Origin of the sequence: Sphingomonas sp. PL-96, from assembly GCF_020707215.1 — a bacterium.
GTDB lineage: Bacteria > Pseudomonadota > Alphaproteobacteria > Sphingomonadales > Sphingomonadaceae > Sphingomonas.
Map to the genome: position 1 here is coordinate 204,825 of NZ_JAJFET010000005.1, position 18,935 is coordinate 223,759.

General features: G+C 68.5%; 17 protein-coding genes. 10 read left to right on the forward strand and 7 right to left on the reverse strand.

Features of this window, described 5'->3' with window-relative positions; genetic code table 11:
* Positions 1–19: 19 nt before the first annotated feature.
* Together LK533_RS11450 and LK533_RS11455 are read right to left on the reverse strand one after the other, a co-directional pair.
* Complete coding sequence (locus LK533_RS11450; RefSeq protein ID WP_229363050.1) at positions 20–835, reverse strand: ATP-binding protein; 816 nt, start codon at positions 833–835, stop codon at positions 20–22.
* A 166-nt stretch (positions 836–1,001) separates the two neighbouring features.
* Positions 1,002–1,631, reverse strand: coding sequence for a YoaK family protein (locus LK533_RS11455; RefSeq protein WP_229363052.1), 630 nt, complete (start codon positions 1,629–1,631; stop codon positions 1,002–1,004).
* A 92-nt stretch (positions 1,632–1,723) separates the two neighbouring features.
* On the opposite strand from LK533_RS11455, the gene LK533_RS11460 reads away from it, so the two are divergent.
* Complete coding sequence (locus LK533_RS11460; RefSeq protein WP_229363054.1) at positions 1,724–2,353, forward strand: trimeric intracellular cation channel family protein; 630 nt, start codon at positions 1,724–1,726, stop codon at positions 2,351–2,353.
* 3 nt (positions 2,354–2,356) lie between these two features.
* Here the strand turns inward: LK533_RS11460 and LK533_RS11465 are convergent, their stop codons facing one another.
* The gene (locus LK533_RS11465; RefSeq protein WP_229363055.1) at positions 2,357–2,932 is read right to left on the reverse strand and encodes a GNAT family N-acetyltransferase; all 576 of its coding nucleotides are present in this window, start codon (positions 2,930–2,932) and stop codon (positions 2,357–2,359) included.
* Positions 2,929–4,821, reverse strand: a complete 1,893-nt coding sequence (gene sppA / locus LK533_RS11470; protein WP_229363056.1) for a signal peptide peptidase SppA — start codon at positions 4,819–4,821, stop codon at positions 2,929–2,931. The genes LK533_RS11465 and sppA overlap by 4 nt, the downstream gene beginning before the upstream one ends.
* A gap of 257 nt (positions 4,822–5,078) precedes the next feature.
* Here sppA and groES point away from each other — a divergent pair, with 257 nt between their 5' ends.
* From groES to LK533_RS11485, 3 genes are all read left to right on the forward strand, one after another.
* On the forward strand, positions 5,079–5,366 hold the full coding sequence (gene groES, locus LK533_RS11475) for a co-chaperone GroES (RefSeq protein WP_229363057.1): 288 nt from the start codon (positions 5,079–5,081) through the stop codon (positions 5,364–5,366).
* A gap of 107 nt (positions 5,367–5,473) precedes the next feature.
* Complete coding sequence (groL, locus tag LK533_RS11480) at positions 5,474–7,111, forward strand: chaperonin GroEL (RefSeq protein WP_229363058.1); 1,638 nt, start codon at positions 5,474–5,476, stop codon at positions 7,109–7,111.
* A gap of 240 nt (positions 7,112–7,351) precedes the next feature.
* Entirely contained in the window at positions 7,352–9,226 is a 1,875-nt protein-coding gene (locus LK533_RS11485) for a M3 family oligoendopeptidase (protein WP_229363059.1), read from the forward strand.
* Positions 9,227–9,362: 136 nt separating this feature from the next.
* Here the strand turns inward: LK533_RS11485 and LK533_RS11490 are convergent, their stop codons facing one another.
* The 3 genes from LK533_RS11490 to LK533_RS11500 all read right to left on the reverse strand — a co-directional run bounded on the left by LK533_RS11490 (position 9,363) and on the right by LK533_RS11500 (position 12,961).
* Positions 9,363–9,623: a cytoplasmic protein gene (locus LK533_RS11490; protein ID WP_229363060.1), complete on the reverse strand. Its 261-nt coding sequence runs from the start codon at positions 9,621–9,623 to the stop codon at positions 9,363–9,365.
* 498 nt (positions 9,624–10,121) lie between these two features.
* On the reverse strand, positions 10,122–10,520 hold the full coding sequence (locus LK533_RS11495; protein ID WP_229363061.1) for a DUF1003 domain-containing protein: 399 nt from the start codon (positions 10,518–10,520) through the stop codon (positions 10,122–10,124).
* A gap of 287 nt (positions 10,521–10,807) precedes the next feature.
* A complete protein-coding gene (locus tag LK533_RS11500; protein ID WP_229363063.1) occupies positions 10,808–12,961 on the reverse strand; it encodes an AsmA family protein in 2,154 nt (717 codons plus the stop codon).
* A 233-nt stretch (positions 12,962–13,194) separates the two neighbouring features.
* Between LK533_RS11500 and rpmI the strand changes: the two genes are divergently transcribed.
* From rpmI to LK533_RS11530, 6 genes are all read left to right on the forward strand, one after another.
* Positions 13,195–13,398, forward strand: coding sequence for a 50S ribosomal protein L35 (rpmI, locus tag LK533_RS11505; RefSeq protein ID WP_125961808.1), 204 nt, complete (start codon positions 13,195–13,197; stop codon positions 13,396–13,398).
* 13 nt (positions 13,399–13,411) lie between these two features.
* Entirely contained in the window at positions 13,412–13,777 is a 366-nt protein-coding gene (gene rplT, locus LK533_RS11510; protein WP_125961809.1) for a 50S ribosomal protein L20, read from the forward strand.
* A gap of 105 nt (positions 13,778–13,882) precedes the next feature.
* On the forward strand, positions 13,883–14,503 hold the full coding sequence (locus LK533_RS11515; RefSeq protein WP_229363065.1) for a LysE family translocator: 621 nt from the start codon (positions 13,883–13,885) through the stop codon (positions 14,501–14,503).
* Positions 14,504–14,576: 73 nt separating this feature from the next.
* Positions 14,577–15,653: a phenylalanine--tRNA ligase subunit alpha gene (gene pheS, locus LK533_RS11520; protein WP_229363067.1), complete on the forward strand. Its 1,077-nt coding sequence runs from the start codon at positions 14,577–14,579 to the stop codon at positions 15,651–15,653.
* A complete protein-coding gene (gene pheT, locus LK533_RS11525; RefSeq protein WP_229363069.1) occupies positions 15,650–18,028 on the forward strand; it encodes a phenylalanine--tRNA ligase subunit beta in 2,379 nt (792 codons plus the stop codon). Before pheS ends, pheT begins: the two co-directional genes overlap by 4 nt.
* Positions 18,021–18,893, forward strand: a complete 873-nt coding sequence (locus LK533_RS11530) for an aldose 1-epimerase family protein (RefSeq protein ID WP_229363071.1) — start codon at positions 18,021–18,023, stop codon at positions 18,891–18,893. The genes pheT and LK533_RS11530 overlap by 8 nt, the downstream gene beginning before the upstream one ends.
* The last annotated feature ends 42 nt before the right edge of the window (positions 18,894–18,935 follow it).

The following is an 18,935-nucleotide window of genomic DNA, read 5'->3' on the forward strand; positions in this document are numbered from 1 at the left end:
CTGCGCAGAAGCGCGGCGGCTACAGCGCGCGCCCGTGGCGCCCCGCCAGGTCCGTCACATACTGCCACGCGACTCGGCCCGACCGGCTCCCGCGCCGCGTCGCCCAGCCCACTGCCTCGGTCGGATCGAACGGCAGGTCGTGGGTGGCGCAATAGCCGGCGACGATCGCCAGATACGCGTCCTGATCGACGACGTGGAACCCCAGGCTCAGCCCGAAGCGGTCCGCAAGCGCCAGACTGTCGTCGATCGAATCGCGCGGGTTGATCGCGCTCGACTGCTCGGCCAGGTCGCGGGGCATCAGGTGGCGACGGTTGGAGGTCACCACCAGCCGCGCATTGGCCGGCCGCGCTTCCGCGCCGCCCTGCAGCAGCGAACGCAGCGCGCGCGCCTCGCCCGGATGCTCGAAGCCTAAGTCGTCGAGGAAGATCGCAAAGGCGCGCCCGGCACCGGCGATGGCCGCGAACAGCGCCGGCAGCGTCTCCAGCCGCGGCGTCACCACCTCGACCAGCGCGAGCGCCGCACCGTCCGCCTGCACCGCGCCCACCGCACTTTTCACCAGCGCCGACTTGCCCGTGCCCCGTGCACCCCACAGCAGCACATCCTGCGCGGCGATCCCGTCGGCGAGCCGGCGCAGGTTGGCGAGGAACGCGTGCTTCTGCGCCTCCATGCCCGACAGGAGGTCGAGCGGCAGCGGATCGAACGCCCGCGCCGGCTGGAGCACGGCTCCATCCCACAGATAGGCCGGGTGCGCGAGCGGGTCGGCAGCGGGGGGCGGCGGCGGCGCCAGCCGCTCCAGCGCAGCCGCGATCCGCGCGAGAGTGTCGAAGGTGGTCATGCGGCGGGGTTAGGCGGGTGCGATAGGGTCGCGCAAGCATGGGTGCTCCGGCGCTGCCATGAAAGATCCCGCAGGCGGCGCCTCGGGCCAGAAGCGCCGCGCGCTGTGGTTCTGCTTGGTCCGGCGAAGACCGGGCTACGCCGTGGTCGGAAATCCGGACCTGCCCTCAATCCGCCGTTCGCGCGACCAGCAGCGTCAGCAATCCGGCAAGCACCGCGGCCAGCCCGATCGCCCGATCCCCCAGCACCACGAACGCTGCCGCTCCGCCTAGCGTGCCGCCGACGAACCCGCCCCAGAATAGCAGGTCGCGCCACCAGGCGAAGCGCGGTCCCGCGCCCATCAGCGCGTCGGCCAGCCGCTGGCCAAAGCGCACCAGCGTGCCCGTCATATAGGTCAGCCCCAGCCGCACCTCGCCATCGCGCAGGAACACGGCGTTCTCCGCGCCCATCGCACCCGCCAGCAGCACCAGCCCGAGCTGCCGCGGCCCTAGCCCCACGCACAATGCGGCAAGCGCCAGCAGCGCCGTGACCAGCAGCATCACCGCCTCACGCCCACGCACGCCTGCCGCCCGCGCCGCGATCGCCCCGCCCATCACGCCCGACACGAACCCCAGCAACAGCCCGGCCGCGGTCCAGATCTCCCCCTCCAGCCCGGCGACGAGCGCGACTCCGAGCCGGGTCGAATTCCCGCTCATGAACGAGGCAAAGAAGCCGGCGAAACTGGAAAAAGCGACGGCGTCGACGAAGCCGGCCAACGCTGCGAGCAGCACGGCGACCATCAGCAGGGAAACAGGCATGCGTTGCATAGCCCCTTGTCCCGCGTTCGGCCGCATCCGCCAACCCCCATCGGGGTTTCGCGACGGCCGGTGAACCGCTAGCGATCCATGCCGTGCCCATCGACGCTCTTGCCCCCGGCCCGCTGCTGCAGCTGCTGAACCTGTTCGGCATCGCCGTGTTCGCTGCCACCGGCGCGCTGGCCGCGGCACAGCGCGGGCAGACGCTCGTCACCGCTGCCTTTTTCGCCCTGATCACCGGCGTCGGCGGCGGCACCATCCGCGATCTCCTGATCGGCGCGCCCGTGTTCTGGATCCGCGATGCGCAGACCGCCGCGCTCTGCCTGGGGGCGGCGCTGGTGACCTGGGTAACGCCGGAGCGCTGGTGGACGCATCGCGCGTTCGAATGGTTCGACGCGGTCGGCCTTGCGATCTACGCGGTCTATGGCGCGGCCAAGTCGCTGAGCTTCGGCGTGCCACCGGTTCCGGCCGCGGTGATGGGCGTGGTGACGGCCTGTGCCGGCGGCATCCTGCGCGACATGCTGGTCGGCGAGCCCTCGATCCTGATGCGTCCCGAGCTCTATGTCACCGCGGCTGCGCTCGCCGCAGGCCTTTATGTGCTGCTGATCGCGCTGGGGCTGCCCACGTTCTTGTGCGCCCTGTGCGCAGCCGGCGCCGGTTTCCTCCTGCGCGCCGCCGCCATCCACTGGAAGCTCGCGCTCCCCGCCTACCGCGGCAAGCGCTGAGCCTCAGGCCCGCACGACCCCGACGTCGCGAAACGGCCGCGGCTCGGCCGGCGGCATTGCGGTGTGCGCGAGTCCGCACTGCCACAGGCCGATGTCGATCCACTGGCCCTGCTTGTAGCCGATCGAGCGGATCACGCCCGCGCGGCGGAACCCGACCGCCTCGTGCAGCGAGATCGACGGGCCGTTGGGCAGCGCGATCACCCCCATCGCCTGGGCGAAGCCCTGCGCGCGCAACGTCACGATCAGCGCCTCGTACAACAGCCGCCCGGCGCCCTGGCCATGCGCCCCGCTCGCCAGGTAGATCGTCGTCTCGACCGAGAAGCGATAGGCGGCACGCGACCGGAACGGCCCGGCATAGGCATAGCCCAGGATCGCGCCCGGCCCGGTCTCGCCCAGCGGATCGGTGCCGGTCGCGACCAGCCAGGGATAGAGGCCGTCGTGCGCCGCGATGCGCCCGGCCATGTCGGCGGCGCTTGGCGGCTGTTCCTCGAAGCTGATCGTGCTGCCGGTCACATAATCGGCATAGATGCTCGCGATCGCCCCGGCATCGTCGGTCGTGGCCGCGCGGATTGCGATCACAGGCCGACCCGCGCCAGCATCAGGTCCATCAGCCGCACGTCCTCGGCCGCCGGCACCACGGGGCCCAGCGCGGCGCATTCCAGGCAGCGCGCCTGCATCGCCGCGCCGCCCTGCATCAGCCGCCGCGCATCGCCGAGCGCCTCCGCCAGCAGCGCACGCCGCTCACCCGCCAGGCGCGAGACCACGTCGGTCGACGCTACCCCCACCCGGTCCTCGTCTTCCTCGCCCGTGTTCATCGTCGACACCAGCTGCTGGAACGCGCTTGGCTCCTTTTCCAGATATTCGGCATGGACCTTTGCGGGGTCGAGCTTGGCGCGCCGCGCCGCCTCGGCCACGGCGTCGGACAGCGTACCGAACCGGTCGACCAGCCCCAGCTGGCGCGCGGTGCCGCCGTCCCAAACCCGGCCCTGGCCGATCTGGTCGACGCGTTCGGGCGTCATCCGCCGCGCCTGCGACACCAGCCCGATGAAGCGGCGATAGCCGTTCTCGATCGTCGCCTGCACCAGCGCATCGAAGGTGGCGTTGGTGCCGCCCGTCACGTTGGGCTGCCCGGTCAGCGGCGTCGTCTGAACACCGTCGGTGGTGACGCCGATCTTGGCGAGCGTGTTCTCGAACGTCGGGATCAGGCCGAAGATGCCGATCGAGCCGGTGATGGTGTTGGGCTCCGCGAACACCACGTCGCCCGGCGTCGATACCCAATAGCCGCCGCTCGCGGCCAGCCCGCCCATCGAGACGACCACCGGCAGGCCCTTTTGCTTGGCCTGCAGGATCGCCTGGCGCATCTGCTCGGACGCGAGCGCCGAGCCGCCCGGCGAGTCCACGCGCACCACCAGCGCCTTCAGCTCCTTTTCGGCCAGACCCTTGAGCAGCAGCTTCGACACGGTGTCGCCGCCGGCCTTGCCGGTGCCGGAGTCGCCATCGACGATCTCGCCTGCAATGGTCAGCACGCCGATCGCGTCGCCGGTCTTGGGAAGCGGGTTCGCCGCGATCCACTTCTTGAGCGAGATCGCCTTGAAGCTGCCCGGCGTCTTGCTCTCGCCGACGCCGACGCCTTTCAGCTCGGCGACGCGCTTGCCGAACGCCACCCGGTCGCCCAGCCGGTCGACCAGGCCCGCGGCAAGGTTGGCCTTGGCGATGTCGCCGCCGGCCGCGACCACCAGCCTGTCCGGCTGCGTGACGAACTCGGCGATCTTTGCCTTTGGCCGCGCCTTGGCCACCGCCTCGCGCCACTGGCCGAAGATGGCGCCATACAGCGCCTGGTTGGCCGCGCGCGCCGGCTCCGACTGGTCGGCGCGGGTATAGGGCTCCACCGCCGACTTGAACTGACCCACGCGATAGACGTGCGCGTTGACGCCCAGCTTGTCGATCAGCCCCTTGTAATAGAGCTGCGCCCCGCCCGGGCCGGTGAACATCGCACCGCCCATCGGGTTGACCCAGATCTCGCTGGCGTTGGACGCCACCAGATAGCTGCTGTCGGTATAGCCGGTCGCGTAGGCAAGCACCGGCTTGCCGCTCGCGCGCACCCGGCCCACCGCCGCCGCGACTTCGGCCACCACCGCCGGATAGCCGCCGACGAACCGGTCGAGGTCCAGCACCACTGCCGTCACGCGCTTGTCGTCCCGCGCCTTGTCCAGCGCATGGACCACGTCGCGCAGGCGATGCTCGCGCGCCACCGTCGCACCGCTCAGCGCGGCAAAGGGATCGACGTCGCTCGGCTGCTCGACCACCGTGCCGTCCAGCGCCACCAGCAGCGCACCGGAGTTGATCGCGGGGTTCGGCTTGGCGGCAAGCGCTGCGAACAGCACTCCAAAGAACAGCAGCATCGCCAGCAGGACGAGGCCGTCCTTCACCGCGACCAGCACTTTCCAGGCACCCCGAACCAGTCTCACGCGCATTTCCTCTGTTGAGTGTCGTTGGTGCTAAAGCAGCGTCAGAGGCGAGTAAACCGCGCTTCCCAAGGGCTTGGCGCGTGTGCCCGTCCGGTGCCGCATCGCGCCCCCACGCGTTTCCGCCACGCCTCGTCGGCCGACGCGTTTTTCCGTCCGCCAACCCGTTGACGATGCCTCAGGCCAACCGCATATGTCCGCTGCTGGCACTCGCCGGGGGTGAGTGCCAAAAACCAGTTTTTGCAGAAAGGAAAGCGCGCATGAACTTTCGTCCGCTGCACGATCGTGTGCTCGTTCGCCGCGTCGAAGCCGAGGAAAAGACCGCTGGCGGGATCATCATCCCGGACACGGCCAAGGAAAAGCCGCAGGAGGGCGAGGTTGTCGCCGCCGGCACCGGCACCAAGTCGGAAGACGGCAAGGTCACCCCGCTCGACGTCAAGGCCGGCGACCGCATCCTGTTCGGCAAGTGGTCGGGCACCGAGGTCAAGGTGAATGGCGAAGACCTGCTCATCATGAAGGAATCCGACATCCTGGGGATCGTCGGCTGATTTCCTGACCCGGTTCGGCGCTCCTGCCAAGGCAGGAGCCCAGAGCCACCTATCCAGATCCTGCGCTCCGGTGTTTCGCCGGAGCACCAGCAAGAGGAACCGCCAACATGGCAGCCAAGGAAGTAAAGTTTTCGCGCGACGCGCGTGAGCGCATCCTCAAGGGCGTCGACATCCTGGCCGACGCGGTCAAGGTCACGCTCGGCCCGAAGGGCCGCAACGTCGTGATCGACAAGTCCTTCGGCGCACCGCGCATCACCAAGGACGGTGTCTCGGTCGCCAAGGAAATCGAGCTCAAGGACAAGTTCGAGAACATGGGCGCCCAGATGGTGCGCGAAGTGGCCTCGAAGACCAACGACGTCGCCGGTGACGGCACCACCACCGCGACCGTTCTCGCCCAGGCGATCGTTCGCGAAGGCATGCGCTCGGTCGCAGCCGGCATGAACCCGATGGACCTCAAGCGCGGCATCGATCTCGCCGTGACCAAGGTCGTCGAGGACGTGAAGGCGCGCTCCAAGCCCGTCTCGGGCACGCAGGAAGTCGCCCAGGTCGGCATCATCTCCGCAAACGGCGACCGTGAAGTCGGCGAAAAGATCGCGGAAGCGATGGAGAAGGTCGGCAAGGAAGGCGTGATCACCGTCGAAGAGGCGAAGGGTCTCGAATTCGAGCTCGACGTCGTCGAGGGCATGCAGTTCGACCGCGGCTATCTGTCGCCCTACTTCATCACCAACCCGGAAAAGATGACGGTCGAGCTCAACGACCCGTACATCCTGATCCACGAGAAGAAGCTCTCGAACCTGCAGGCGATGCTCCCGATCCTGGAAGCCGTCGTTCAGTCCGGTCGTCCGCTCCTGATCATCGCCGAGGACATCGAGGGCGAGGCTCTGGCCACGCTCGTGGTGAACAAGCTGCGCGGCGGCCTGAAGGTCGCAGCGGTCAAGGCGCCGGGCTTCGGTGATCGCCGCAAGGCGATGCTCGAGGACATCGCCGTCCTGACCAAGGGCGAGGTCGTCTCCGAGGACTTGGGCATCAAGCTCGAGTCCGTGACCCTGGGCATGCTCGGCACCGCCAAGCGCGTCACCATCGACAAGGACAACACCACCATCGTCGATGGTGCGGGTGAAGCCGAAGCGATCAAGGGCCGCACCGACGCGATCCGCCAGCAGATCGAAGTCACCACCAGCGACTATGACCGTGAGAAGCTCCAGGAGCGTCTCGCCAAGCTCGCCGGCGGCGTGGCCGTGATCAAGGTCGGCGGTGCGACCGAGGTCGAGGTGAAGGAGCGCAAGGACCGCGTCGACGACGCGCTGCACGCGACCCGCGCGGCTGTCGAAGAGGGCATCGTCCCGGGCGGCGGCACGGCACTCCTGTACGCCACCAAGGCGCTCGCCGGCCTCACCGGCGCGAACGACGACCAGACCCGCGGCATCGACATCGTTCGCAAGTCGCTGACCGCACTCGTGCGCCAGATCGCGCAGAACGCCGGCCATGACGGCGCCGTCGTGTCGGGCAAGCTGCTCGATCAGGACGACACCTCGTTCGGCTTCAACGCGTCGACCGACACGTACGAGAACCTGGTTGCGGCCGGCGTGATCGACCCGACCAAGGTCGTGCGCACCGCGCTTCAGAACGCGGCGTCGGTTTCGGGCCTGCTCATCACCACGGAAGCCACCGTGGCCGAGCTGCCCGAGGACAAGCCCGTAATGCCGGCAATGCCCGGCGGCGGCATGGGCGGCATGGACTTCTGATCCGGCTGCGGCCCGGGCCAGCTTGTGCTGGCCCGGGTCCCGCACCGGATCGGCCGGCGGACTTCGGCCCGCCCGAAGTCCGTCCGACGTCCAGCACCGGCTCTGCCGGTGCCGACCCAAGGAAATGGGGCCGGAGGGGAAACCTTCCGGCCCCTTTCTTTTTGGCCCTTTCTTTCGGCCCCGGGACTGACGATGTTCGGCGCCAAGCGTCGTCCGACGCAGCCATCCACGGGAATCCGCATGACCGATCTCAGCCGCCGCGAAGCGCTCGCCACCTCTGCGCTTGCAGGACTTGCCGCCGCCGCCCCCGCCTGGGCGCAGCAGGGCGCCACACCCGCTCCCGGCGCCACCGCCGCCGCCTGGGACCTGACCGAGCTCTACCCCAATGACGCCGCCTGGGACGCCGCCCGCGTCAAGGCGCTTGCCGATGCCAAGGCGCTCGCCCAGTGGAAGGGGCGGCTCGGCGAAAGCGCCGACGTGCTGGCCCAGGCCTTGTCGGCCCAGTCCGACGTCGGCCGCACTGTGTCGCGCCTCTACACCTATATCAGCCTGAAGGCCGACGAAGACGTTCGCGTCGCCGCCAACCAGGAACGCCGCGCCCAGGCCACCGACCTGTGGGTGGCACTCGGCGAGGCGACCGCCTGGACCGGCCCCGAGCTGATCGCGCTCGGCCGCCCGAAGATCGAGGCGTTCACTGCCCAGAACGCGACGCTGCGCACCCGCTTCGGCATGGCGCTCAAGAACGTCCTGCGCCAGGCCGAGCACACGCTGAGTCCAGAGGGCGAGGCGCTGCTCGCCAGCGCCGGCGCCGCGCTGTCGGGTCCGGGCGAGACGGCCGAGCAGCTGCGCTCCTCGGACATGCCGCGCCCGACCGTGCAGCTTTCGACCGGCAAGTCGGTGCGGCTCGACGACCAGGGCTATTCGCTCAACCGCGACGCCCCCAACCGCGCCGACCGCAAGCAGGTGTTCGACGCCTTCTGGAAGAGCTACGACGCCTTCGAAAGCTCGCTCGGTTCTGCGTACGTCGCCAAGATCAAGGGCGACATCTTCAACGCCCGCGCCCGCAAATACCCGAGCTCGCTGGCAGCCGCGGTATCGGGCGGCAACATCCCCGAGGGGGTGTACCGCACGCTGGTGCAGGAGACCAACGCCGGCCTGCCGCAGCTCCACCGCTATTTCGAGCTGCGCCGCCGCATGCTCAAGCTGCCCGACATGGCGTACTACGACATCTACCCGCCGCTGGTGTCGCTCGACCGCCGCTTCACCCTGTCGGAGATGCGCACGCTGACGCTGGAGGCGACCAAGCCGCTCGGGCCTGAATACGCCAAGCTGATCGCGCAAGGCACCGCGGCGCGCTGGATGGATCCCTTCCCGCGCACCGGCAAGCGTTCGGGCGCGTACATGAACCCCGGCGCTTACGACGTGCACCCCTATCTGCTCCTCAACCTCGGCGAGAATTACGAGGGGCTGTCGACCTATGCGCACGAATGGGGCCATGCGATCCACTCGCTGCTCGCCAACCGCGCGCAGCCTTATGACATGGCCGACTATCCGATCTTCCTCGCAGAGATCGCCTCGACCGCGAACGAGGCGCTGCTGGTCGACATGATGCTCAAGCGCGCCAAGACCCGCGAGGAGAAGCTCTTCTACCTCGGCCAGCGCATGGAGAGCATTCGCGGCACCTTCTTCCGTCAGGCAATGTTCGCCGAGTTCGAGCTGGAGGCGCACGAGCTGGCCGAGAAGAGCGAGGGCGTGTCGGGCGCGCGCTTCACCGCGCTCTACCTCGACCTGCTCAAGCGCTACCACGGCCCCAAGGTCGCGATCGACCCGGCCTATGCGATCGAGTGGGCGTACATCCCCCACTTCTATTCCAACTTCTACGTCTATCAGTACGCCACCTCGATCACCGCGGCCGAGTATTTCGCCCGCTCGGTGCTCACCGGCGGCACCGCCGAGCGCGACCGCTATCTGACGGTGCTGAAGGCGGGCGGCTCGGACTATCCGATCGATATCCTGAAGCGCGCCGGCCTCGATATGACGAGCCCGGAGCCGTACCGCCAGCTGGTCCAGAGCTTCAAGGAAACGCTCGACCAGGCCGAAGCGCTGCTGGCCTGAGCCAAGCAGGGAGGGCCACGCGGCCCTCCCTGCCACCTCCTCCCGCATCTCAGCCGCTCCTACGCGCCCCTCCCCTTCCTCTGCGGCAGACCGCAGGCGGAGAGACAAAGGTCGAGATTGGGTGGGAAGCGGCCGTTCAGTTGAACCAGCGATCGTGCATATAGCCCAGAAAGGATTTGTCTCCCACCGGGTGCCCGGACGCTGAGCCGATCACCGAGTCCACGCCGCACAGGGGACAAAGAGCTGTTCCGCCATCATCCACCCACGCATCAATACTGGCGGCCGTGAAGGTCGCGTGGCAGTAGAAGCAGCCGCAAACATCACTTCGCCCCAGCTCCGCCCGGTGGTTGCTTGAATGGCGGTGAGCCGCATCCAACGCCTGCGGATCATATTCCATCAGGTCAGCATCGACGCACTCGGGAATGTCCGCAAGTGGGTGGTTAGCTGCTGTACTGGAGAAGGCTCTCTCGCCGCCTCCACTCAACGAAAACAACGGTCGAAATCGCAACGAGGCAGAACACGCGCCAGTTGCTGGTGACTTCTACAAATAACAGAACAGGGGGTGCGAAACATGCCACCGATAGGGCGCCCGTTTCGGTCGGCCACCCGCTTTTCTGAGCAACTAACCAAAGTCCAGCCAACAAGCCCAGAACTGCGAGAGCGAAATAGCAGGCCGCGTAAGCGACGGCTGACACGTTGAAGTACCGAAGGCCCGCGCAGGCGAGACCGAGGGTTCCGATTACTGACCATAGGTGGCGCGGCGGCGATCGCTTGATCATAGAGACAGGATAGCCGCCAGCCGTACGTCCGCAAGCGGGCGTTAGCGGACGCTGCTCCATATACGTACTCGCCCGCCGAAGCCGCAGGCGGACCACTCGGCCCCGCAGGTGGAGCGTCAGACCGCGTTTGCTGAAGCCGCGGTGTCGTTCTGCCGTTTCGCGATCTCGTCCAGCACCGCTTCGGGGGCGACATCGAGTTTGATCTCGTCGATCTCCTCACCACCCACTTCGACGCCGAGCTTCTTGGCGATCGCGTCCACCAGCACGGCGAGCTTCGTCACCTCGTGCTCCGCGAGTAGACCGATGTGAAGGTCCAGGTCGGCGCGCCGATCGGCAGCAGCGGCCATTCGGTTCTGGCTGATGAGCACAAAGGTGGACAGGAAGATCGCCTCTACCGACGCTTCTGACGCCAGGATGACAAAGCTGGGATCAAACGGCGTCGCGCCGGGGATGAGCCCGAGGTTCACCACGACCCAGCCTCCATACACCACCAGGTGCAGATAGACGAACGTCATGCTGCCGGTGAAGCGGGTGATCGCCGCCGCGATCCGGTCTTGGAGCGACGCATCCGCCGCCTCTTAGGCCCGCCGGCTCTCCAGAACCTGGATGTTGCGCGTGAGCGCTTCACTGAGCTTCCGCGGACCGGGTGGAGGAACGGTGGTCGTCATCGGCAGGCACGCCCTTTCCCAGAGTGGGCCTCAACGCACGTCCCTGGCCTTTCGACCAATCCGGTTTCGCGGCGGCTTCAGTATCGACGTGGGCCGACGGGCGGCACGCCCGCCGCCCGCGCCTTGGATACCCCTCAGAAGATCCCCAGGAACTTCTTGCGCTGCTTCTTCTTCTCGTCGCCCGAGGCTTTGCCGTCCTCGTCCTTCGAGGGGGTGCCCACGCCCACATCGTCGCGCGGCTTGCCCTTGGTGGTGCGCTGCGCCTGGGCGGTGGCGCCGGCCAGCACCGGTCCGCATGCTGCCGACTTCGCATCGCCCACGTCGACAAAGGCGAGCAGCCCGCCGATCGGAGTCGCCACTGCCGCCAGCCCCAGGCCGATGCCGGCGCGACCGACCAGTTCCGGGCTGATCACATCGAAACCGGGCTGCGCGAAATAGCCGTTGATGCCGACCGGCGATTGGCCCGCGAACAGCGAGAATTTCTTGGAATCCGCCCGGAACGCCAGGTCGATCGCCTCGGTCTTGAAGCTGAAGCCGCCGCGGCCCAGCATCACGTTCTTCTGCGTGTCGATCAGGATCGGGTCGGCCGCTGCCACGCCGTTGCGCACGGTGAAGCCGATCAGGCCACAGTTGATCTGCACCGGCTCCTTCAGCTTGCCCTCGAACATCTTCTGGATGAACGTGCCGACGTCGATCTCCGACAGCTGGATGTTGCGCGCCCAGAAGCTGCCCTTGGGCATGATGAAGGCGATGCGCCCGTTGGAGCTCGCCAGCGAGTCATGCACGCTGTTGCCGCTGCCGGTCATCTTCACGCGCGCCGAGATGGTGCCGCTGGTGCCCGCCTCCGCCACGCCAAAGCCGGCGAGCAGCCTGCCCATCGGCGTCGGCGTCAGGCGGATGTCATAGTCGGTGAAGACCGGCGCCCGCCGCGCGTTGATGGTGATGTCCGACAGCAGCGTGCCGCGCGCCATGGTGAAGTTGAGCGGCGACAGCTTCAGCAGCCGGTCGTCGAGCGTGAGCCCCAGCTTGATGTTGGAGATGGGCACGTTCTTGGAACGCACCTGCCGGACCGTCCAGTTGACCTTGGCGTCGAAGTTCTTGAGCGCGTCGACGTTGAGCGGCGTGTCCGGCAGCAGCCGCGGCGTGCCGCCGACCCGCGTCACCGTGCCCGCCTTGCCCTGCGCATCGATGCGATCGGGGTTGTAACCGATGAACGGCGCTACATCGAGCATGTCGAGCGTGCGCGTCGCCAGGTCGGCGGTCAGGTACATGCGCGGCTCACGCTGGAACACGCTGAACCGGCCGGAGAGGTCGCTGGTCCCGAAATTGCCGCGCAAGCGGGTGAAGCGCCACTCCTCGCCCTGCTTGGTGAGCGCCGACGCCAGGTGATAGCGCCGCGTGTCCGGCACGGTCAGGCCGAACACCTGGAACAGGGTCGCCAGGTTGCGACCGCGCAGGTCGACCTTCAGGTCCGAACCCTCGATCACCGTCGGCTCGGGCAGCGTGCCGGTTACGGTGCCCACCGCATCCACCGCCCGCACGGTCAGCGCCAGCTGGGTCTGCCCGCCCGCAAGCGCTGCGTTGGGAGACAGCAGCGCGCCGGTCAGGGTGAACGGAATGCCGCGCGCGCGCCCGTCGCCGTCGAAGCGCACGGCGTTCGCGACCTTGCTGTCGCGCGCCTCCACCGTGCGGAAGCGGACGTTGGCCAGCACGCGCATCGACGGGTCGCTGTAGCGCAGCCCCGAATTGCTCACCGCCGCCTGGCGGATCACCGGCATGTCGAACGGCTCGCCCTTGGCGTTGGGGTCGCCAAAGGTCCAGGTGTTGCGGCGGTGGTCGGCGTCCCAGGCCAGATCGACACGCGCGCCGTCCAGCCCCAGCCAGTTGACCCGCCGCTTGCCGAACAGGAAGGTCAGCGTCGCAACCTGCGCGTCGAACTTGCGCGCCTGCAGGAAATTGCCCCCGCCCGCCCATTCGGGGTTGGAAACGGTCAGCCCCTCGGCCAGGAACTTGAGGTTGATCGGGTTGAAATAGAGCTGGAAATCGCCTGCCACCCGCACCTGCCGCTCGGCCGAGCTCGACGCGATCTTTTCGAACGTGTGCTTCAGGAAGCGGCCCTTGGTGATGAACAGGATCGCCCACACCAGGAACAGCGCGATGAAGATGCCGAGCACCACCCGCAGCAGGATGGTGAGCCAGCGCGGCCGCCCGCGCCGCGGCGGTGCCGCCGGAGTTGCGGCGGGCGGCGGCACCTGGTCCGCGACGGGGGGCAGTTCGCGATCAGCCATGCCGGCAAAAACTCGCCGTAGGCGTAACGAGTTCCCATGAGGTGCGCGTGCTCCTGCGCGGGCAGGAGCACGGAAGAAGTGCGGTTGCGCTCCGCCACCGTGGTTGCACCGCTGCCGCCATTACGCTAAGCGCGCCGTCTTTCCACGACTCTTCGAGCCTGTCTCGGGGGATCGCCCGGCCAAAAGGGCTGCCGCGGCGATTCTGTTGGGTCGTGTCAAACAAGGAGAAAAAAATGCCCAAGCTCAAGACCAAGAGCGGCGTGAAGAAGCGCTTCAAGTTCACCGCCACCGGCAAGGTGAAGCACGGTGTGGCCGGCAAGCGCCACCGCCTGATCAGCCACAATGCCAAGTACATCCGCCAGAACCGCGGCACCTCGGTGCTCGCCGACGCCGACGTCGCACACGTCAAGGCGTGGGCGCCCTACGGTCTGCGCTAAGGAGGTCTGACACATGGCACGTATCAAGCGCGGCACCACGACCCGCACCAAGCACAAGCGTATTTTGGATCAGGCGAAGGGCTATTATGGCCGTCGCAAGAACACGATCCGCATCGCACGTCAGGCCGTCGAAAAGGCCGGCCAGTACGCCTATCGCGACCGCAAGGTTAAGAAGCGGACCTTCCGCGGCCTCTGGATCCAGCGCATCAACGCCGGCGTCCGGGCCGAGGGCCTGACCTATTCGCAGTTCATGCACGGCCTGAAGCTCGCCGGCATCCAGCTGGACCGCAAGGTCCTGGCGGATATCGCGATGCACGAGGGTGAGGCATTTACCGCGATCGTCGCTCAGGCGAAGGCGGCACTGCCCCAGGCCGCCTAAGCGACCTGCAGCGTTACGCGAACATGGGGCGTCGGTGGCAACACCGGCGCCCTTTTCGTTTTTGCCCGCGGCCACTCAGTGGTCAGGGCAAATGAGGAGGCACGAATGGCGATGCACCTCTGGTGGCTCTACGTCACCGCCGTGTTCCTGATCGCCGGCACCCCCGGCCCCAACATGCTGCACGTCATGGTGCAGAGCATCCACCACGGCCCGCGCCGCGCGGTCTTTTCCATGGCCGGGCTGATGAGCGCCAACCTGCTGTGCCTGCTCGCCTCCGCGCTGGGCCTGGGCGCGCTGCTCCAGGCATCGCCGCGGCTCTATGGTGCGCTGCGCTTCGCCGGTGCCGCCTATCTGATCTGGCTGGGGATCAAGGCGTGGCGGGCACCCGTCTCGGACGCTCCTAAGGCGGAGGGCTTCACCCGCAGCCGCCCCGGCGCGCTCTATGCGGCTGGACTCGCGACCGGCCTCTCCAACCCGAAGCTGATCGTCTTCGCCGCCGCGCTGTTCCCGCAGTTCCTGGATCCTGCCCGCCCCTTCTGGCTCCAACTGGCGATCCTGGTCGCGACGTTCGTGGTGATCGAGAGCGGCTGGTACATGGCGTATGCGCTGGGCGGCCGCTCGCTCGCCCGCTGGCTGGCACCGCCGCGCCGCCAGCGGCTGTTCAACCGCGCGACGGGGTCGCTGTTCATCGGCTTCGGCGGCCTTCTGCTCGCTGCCCGCGCGTGACGCAGGCCCGGAACGGCTTGACCTGAGCCGCCGACTAAGGTTCGGACCTCCCAATCTTGCGAACGGAATTTAGATGACCACCGATCTCGAACAACTGGGGGCCGACCTGCTGGCGGCGATCGACGCGGCCGCCGGGCTCGACGCGCTGGAGGCGGTGCGCGTCCATGCGCTCGGCAAGCAGGGCGCCGTCACCAGCCTCCTCAAGACGCTGGGCGGCATGACGCCCGAGCAGCGCCAGGTCGAAGGTCCGCGCATCCATAGCTTGCGCGAGTCGGTGACGGAGGCGATCGCCACCCGCAAGGCCGGGCTGGAGCAGGCCGCGCTCGACGCGCGCCTTGCGTCCGAAACCCTCGATATGACCCTGCCGGTCGACCGCACGGCCCCCGGCAGCGTCCACCCGGTCAGCCAGGTCATGGACGAACTCGCCGAGATCTTCGCCGACCTGGGCTTCGCGGTCGCGACCGGCCCGGAGATCGAGGACGACTGGCACAATTTCACCGCGCTCAACATTCCGGAGACGCATCCGGCGCGCGCGATGCACGATACCTTTTACCTCGCGGGCGAGCACGAACGGCCGATGGTCCTGCGCACCCACACCTCGCCCGTGCAGATCCGCACCATGCTGTCGCAGAAGCCGCCGATCCGCATCATCGCGCCCGGCCGCGTCTATCGCTCGGACAGCGACGCCACCCACACGCCGATGTTCCACCAGATCGAAGGGCTGGTGATCGACAAGGGCATTACCCTTGCCCACCTCAAATGGACGCTGGAGACCTTCCTCAAGGCGTTCTTCGAGCGCGAGGACATCGTGCTGCGCCTCCGCCCCAGCTACTTCCCCTTCACCGAGCCTTCGGCGGAGGTCGACATCGGCTACACCATGCAGAAGGGCAAGCGCGTGGTCGGCGGATCGGAAGGCTGGATGGAGGTGCTGGGCTCCGGCATGGTCCACCCCAAGGTGATCGCCGCCTGCGGCCTCGATCCCGACGAATACCAGGGCTTCGCCTTCGGCACCGGCGTCGACCGGCTGGCGATGCTGAAATACGGCATGGACGACCTGCGCCCGTTCTTCGATGGCGACCTGCGCTGGCTCAAGCACTATGGCTTCTCGGCGCTTGACGTGCCCACGCTGTCGGGGGGAGTGGGCGCATGAAGTTCACCCTTTCCTGGCTGCGCGAGCACCTCGACACCGACGCCTCGCTCGACGCGATCCTCGACGGCCTGACCGCCATCGGGCTGGAGGTCGAGGGCGTCGAGAACCCGGCCGCGCGCCTCAACGGCTTCCGCGTCGCCCGCGTCCTCACCGCCGAGCGCCATCCCCAGGCCGACAAGCTCCAGGTGCTATCGGTCGATGCCGGCGACGGCCCGCTCCAGGTCGTCTGCGGCGCGCCCAACGCCCGCGCCGGCCTGGTCGGCGTGTTCGGCATGCCCGGCGCGGTCGTCCCCGCCAACGGCATGGAGCTGCGCGTCGCCGCCATCCGCGGCGTCGAGTCCAACGGCATGATGTGCTCGACCCGCGAGCTGGAGCTCGGCGAGGACCACGACGGCATCATCGAGCTGCCCGCCGATGCGCCGGTCGGCACGACCTTTGCCGACTATGCCGGCCTCGACGATCCCGTTATCGACGTCGCGATCACGCCCAACCGCCAGGACTGCATGGGCGTGCGCGGCATCGCCCGCGACTTGGCGGCCGCTGGCCTCGGCACGCTGCGCCCGCTCGACGCGGTGCTCGGCGACCTGCCCGCGATCGTACCCCAGGGCGCCGGCCCGGACGTGTCGACGCAGGACCTGGAGGGCTGCCCCGCCTTCTTCGCCCAGACCGTCGCCGGCGTCACCAACGGCCCCTCGCCCGACTGGCTCCAGCGCCGGCTGACCACGGTTGGCCAGAAGCCCATTTCGGCCCTGGTCGACATCACCAACTACGTCATGCTCGGCCTCGGCCGCCCGCTGCACGTCTATGACCGCGCTAAGCTCCAGGGCGGTCTGGTCGCGCGGCATGCGGCAGCCGGCGAGCAGGTGCTCGCGCTCAACGGCAAGACCTACACGCTCGACGGCGGCGAGACCGTGATCGCCGACGACGCAGCCGTGCACGACATCGGCGGCATCATGGGCGGCGAGCATTCGGGCGTGTCGGAAACGACCACCGACGTGCTCATCGAGTGCGCCTATTTCACGCCGGAGACGATCGCCCGCACCGGCCAGAAGCTCGCGCTCACTTCCGACGCGCGCCAGCGCTTCGAGCGCGGCGTCGATCCCGCCTTCCTCGACGAGGGGCTGGCGATCGCCACCCGCCTGGTGCTCGCCCTGTGCGGCGGCACGCCGAGCGAAGTCACCCGCGCCGGCGAGCCGCCGGTCGACCCGCGCCTCGTCGCCTACAACCCGAACCTCGCGGAGACGCTCGGCGGCCTCGCGGTCGCGCCCGAGCGGCAGCAGGAGATCCTCGAACGTCTCGGCTTCGTGGTCGACCTCGAATGGAACGTGGTGGTGCCGAGCTGGCGCCGCGACATCGACGGACCCGCAGATCTGGTCGAGGAAGTGATCCGCATCGAGGGCATCGACAAGGTGCCCTCGACGCCGCTGCCCCGCCCCGCCGGCGTCGCGCGCCCGACCGCCACGCCTGAGCAGAAGCTCGAGCGCCGCCTGCGCCGTTCGGCCGCTGCCCGCGGCCTCAACGAAGCGATCACCTGGAGCTTTATCGCCGAGGATGCGGCCGCAAGCTTCGGCGGCGGTGCCTGGACGCTCGCTAACCCGATCAGCGAGGACATGAAGGTCATGCGCCCCTCGCTGCTCCCCGGGCTGCTGTCGGCTGCGAACCGCAACCTCAAGCGCGGCGCCACCGGCGTGCGGCTGTTCGAGATCGGCCGCCGCTATCTCGCCGACGGCGAGCGCCTGACGCTCGGCGTCGTGCTCGCCGGCGAGCAGCGCAGCCGCGGCTGGCAGGCGGGCAAGGCCGCGCCCTTCGACGCGTTCGATGCCAAGGCAGAGGCGCTCGCGCTGCTGGAAGCCGCCGGTGCTCCGGTCGCCAACCTCCAGGTCATGGACGGTGCGGGCGATGCCTATCACCCCGGCCAGTCCGCGACGCTGCGGCTCGGGCCGAAGACGGTGCTCGCCGCCTTCGGCACGCTCCACCCGCGCATCGCCAAGGCATTCGACCTCTCGGGCTCCGTCGTCGCAGTCGAGCTGTTCCTGGACGCGCTGCCGCCCAAGCGCGGCAGCGGCTTCATGCGCCCGGCCTATGCGCCGCCGGCGTTGCAGGCGGTGACGCGCGACTTCGCCTTCCTGGTGCCCGCCACCGTCAGCGGCGACGCGCTGGTGCGCGCCGTGCGCGGTGCGGACAAGGCGGCGATCGTCGACGCACGGCTGTTCGACCTCTTCACCGGCGCCGGGGTCGAGGATGGCATGAAGTCGCTCGCCGTCGAGATCACGCTCCAGCCGGGCGAGAAGAGCTTCACCGACGCGGAGATCAAGGGGGTCGCCGACAAGGTGGTCGCTGCCGCCGCCAAGCTGGGAGCCGCCTTGCGTGGCTGATCGGGTGGAGATCGGCAACGGCATCCTCACGGCGGCGATCGACCCGCTCGGCGCCGAGCTCGTGTCGCTTTGCGATGCGCAAGGCCGCGAGCTGATGACCGACGCCGATCCCGCCTTCTGGACGGGCCACGCACCGATCCTCTTCCCGATCGTGGGCCGGCTGGCGGGCGACCGCTACCGGCTCGAGGGCCGCGACTATGCCCTGCCCCAGCACGGCTTCGCCCGCCGCCGCAGCTTCACGCTGGTGGAGCAGACAGCCGACAGCGTCCGCTTCCGGCTTGAAGACGATGCCGAAACCCGCGAAGTCTACCCGCGCGCCTTCGCGCTCGACGTCACCCACGCGCTCGACGGCGCGACGCTCACCACCACCGTCACGGTCACCAACCGCGACACCCGCGACCTGCCGGCCAGCATCGGTTTCCACCACGCCTTCGCCTGGCCGCTCCCCTATGGCCGCCCGCGCGACGCCCACCGCATCACCTTTGCGACGCCCGAGCCGGCAAGCCTCGCCTCGGTCGAGGACGGCCTGATCGCCTCCGCCCCGCGCCCGAGCCCGCTCCAGGACCGCGTGCTGTCCCTCTCCGACAACCTCTTCACCGAGGACGCGCTCGTCTGGCAGCAGCTTGAAAGCCAGTCGCTCCGCTACGACGCCGGCGAAGGCCCTGCGCTGGAGATCGGCTTCCCCGACACCCCCATGCTCGGCATCTGGACCAAGCCCGGCGCCGCTTTCGTCTGCGTCGAGCCGTGGCACGGCATCGCCGACCCGGTCGGCTTCACGGGCGAGATCTGGGACAAGCCCGGCATGATGCGCGTCGCCCCCGGCGCCACCCGCAGCGCCGTCCTGTCGGTAACGCTGCTGCCCTGACCGGGCGCTGCTGGACAAACCCGCGCTTCTCCTATCTGCATG

What these genes read in the sequence shown, in the direction of transcription:
- LK533_RS11450 (WP_229363050.1), bottom strand. Translation starts at nt 835, where the DNA reads ATGACCACCTTCGACACTCTCGCGCGGATCGCGGCTGCGCTGGAGCGG.
- LK533_RS11455 (WP_229363052.1), bottom strand. Translation starts at nt 1,631, where the DNA reads ATGCCTGTTTCCCTGCTGATGGTCGCCGTGCTGCTCGCAGCGTTGGCC.
- groES (WP_229363057.1), top strand. Translation starts at nt 5,079, where the DNA reads ATGAACTTTCGTCCGCTGCACGATCGTGTGCTCGTTCGCCGCGTCGAA.
- groL (WP_229363058.1), top strand. Translation starts at nt 5,474, where the DNA reads ATGGCAGCCAAGGAAGTAAAGTTTTCGCGCGACGCGCGTGAGCGCATC.
- LK533_RS11485 (WP_229363059.1), top strand. Translation starts at nt 7,352, where the DNA reads ATGACCGATCTCAGCCGCCGCGAAGCGCTCGCCACCTCTGCGCTTGCA.
- LK533_RS11490 (WP_229363060.1), bottom strand. Translation starts at nt 9,623, where the DNA reads ATGGAATATGATCCGCAGGCGTTGGATGCGGCTCACCGCCATTCAAGC.
- LK533_RS11495 (WP_229363061.1), bottom strand. Translation starts at nt 10,520, where the DNA reads ATGACGTTCGTCTATCTGCACCTGGTGGTGTATGGAGGCTGGGTCGTG.
- LK533_RS11500 (WP_229363063.1), bottom strand. Translation starts at nt 12,961, where the DNA reads ATGGCTGATCGCGAACTGCCCCCCGTCGCGGACCAGGTGCCGCCGCCC.
- rpmI (WP_125961808.1), top strand. Translation starts at nt 13,195, where the DNA reads ATGCCCAAGCTCAAGACCAAGAGCGGCGTGAAGAAGCGCTTCAAGTTC.
- rplT (WP_125961809.1), top strand. Translation starts at nt 13,412, where the DNA reads ATGGCACGTATCAAGCGCGGCACCACGACCCGCACCAAGCACAAGCGT.
- LK533_RS11515 (WP_229363065.1), top strand. Translation starts at nt 13,883, where the DNA reads ATGGCGATGCACCTCTGGTGGCTCTACGTCACCGCCGTGTTCCTGATC.
- pheS (WP_229363067.1), top strand. Translation starts at nt 14,577, where the DNA reads ATGACCACCGATCTCGAACAACTGGGGGCCGACCTGCTGGCGGCGATC.
- pheT (WP_229363069.1), top strand. Translation starts at nt 15,650, where the DNA reads ATGAAGTTCACCCTTTCCTGGCTGCGCGAGCACCTCGACACCGACGCC.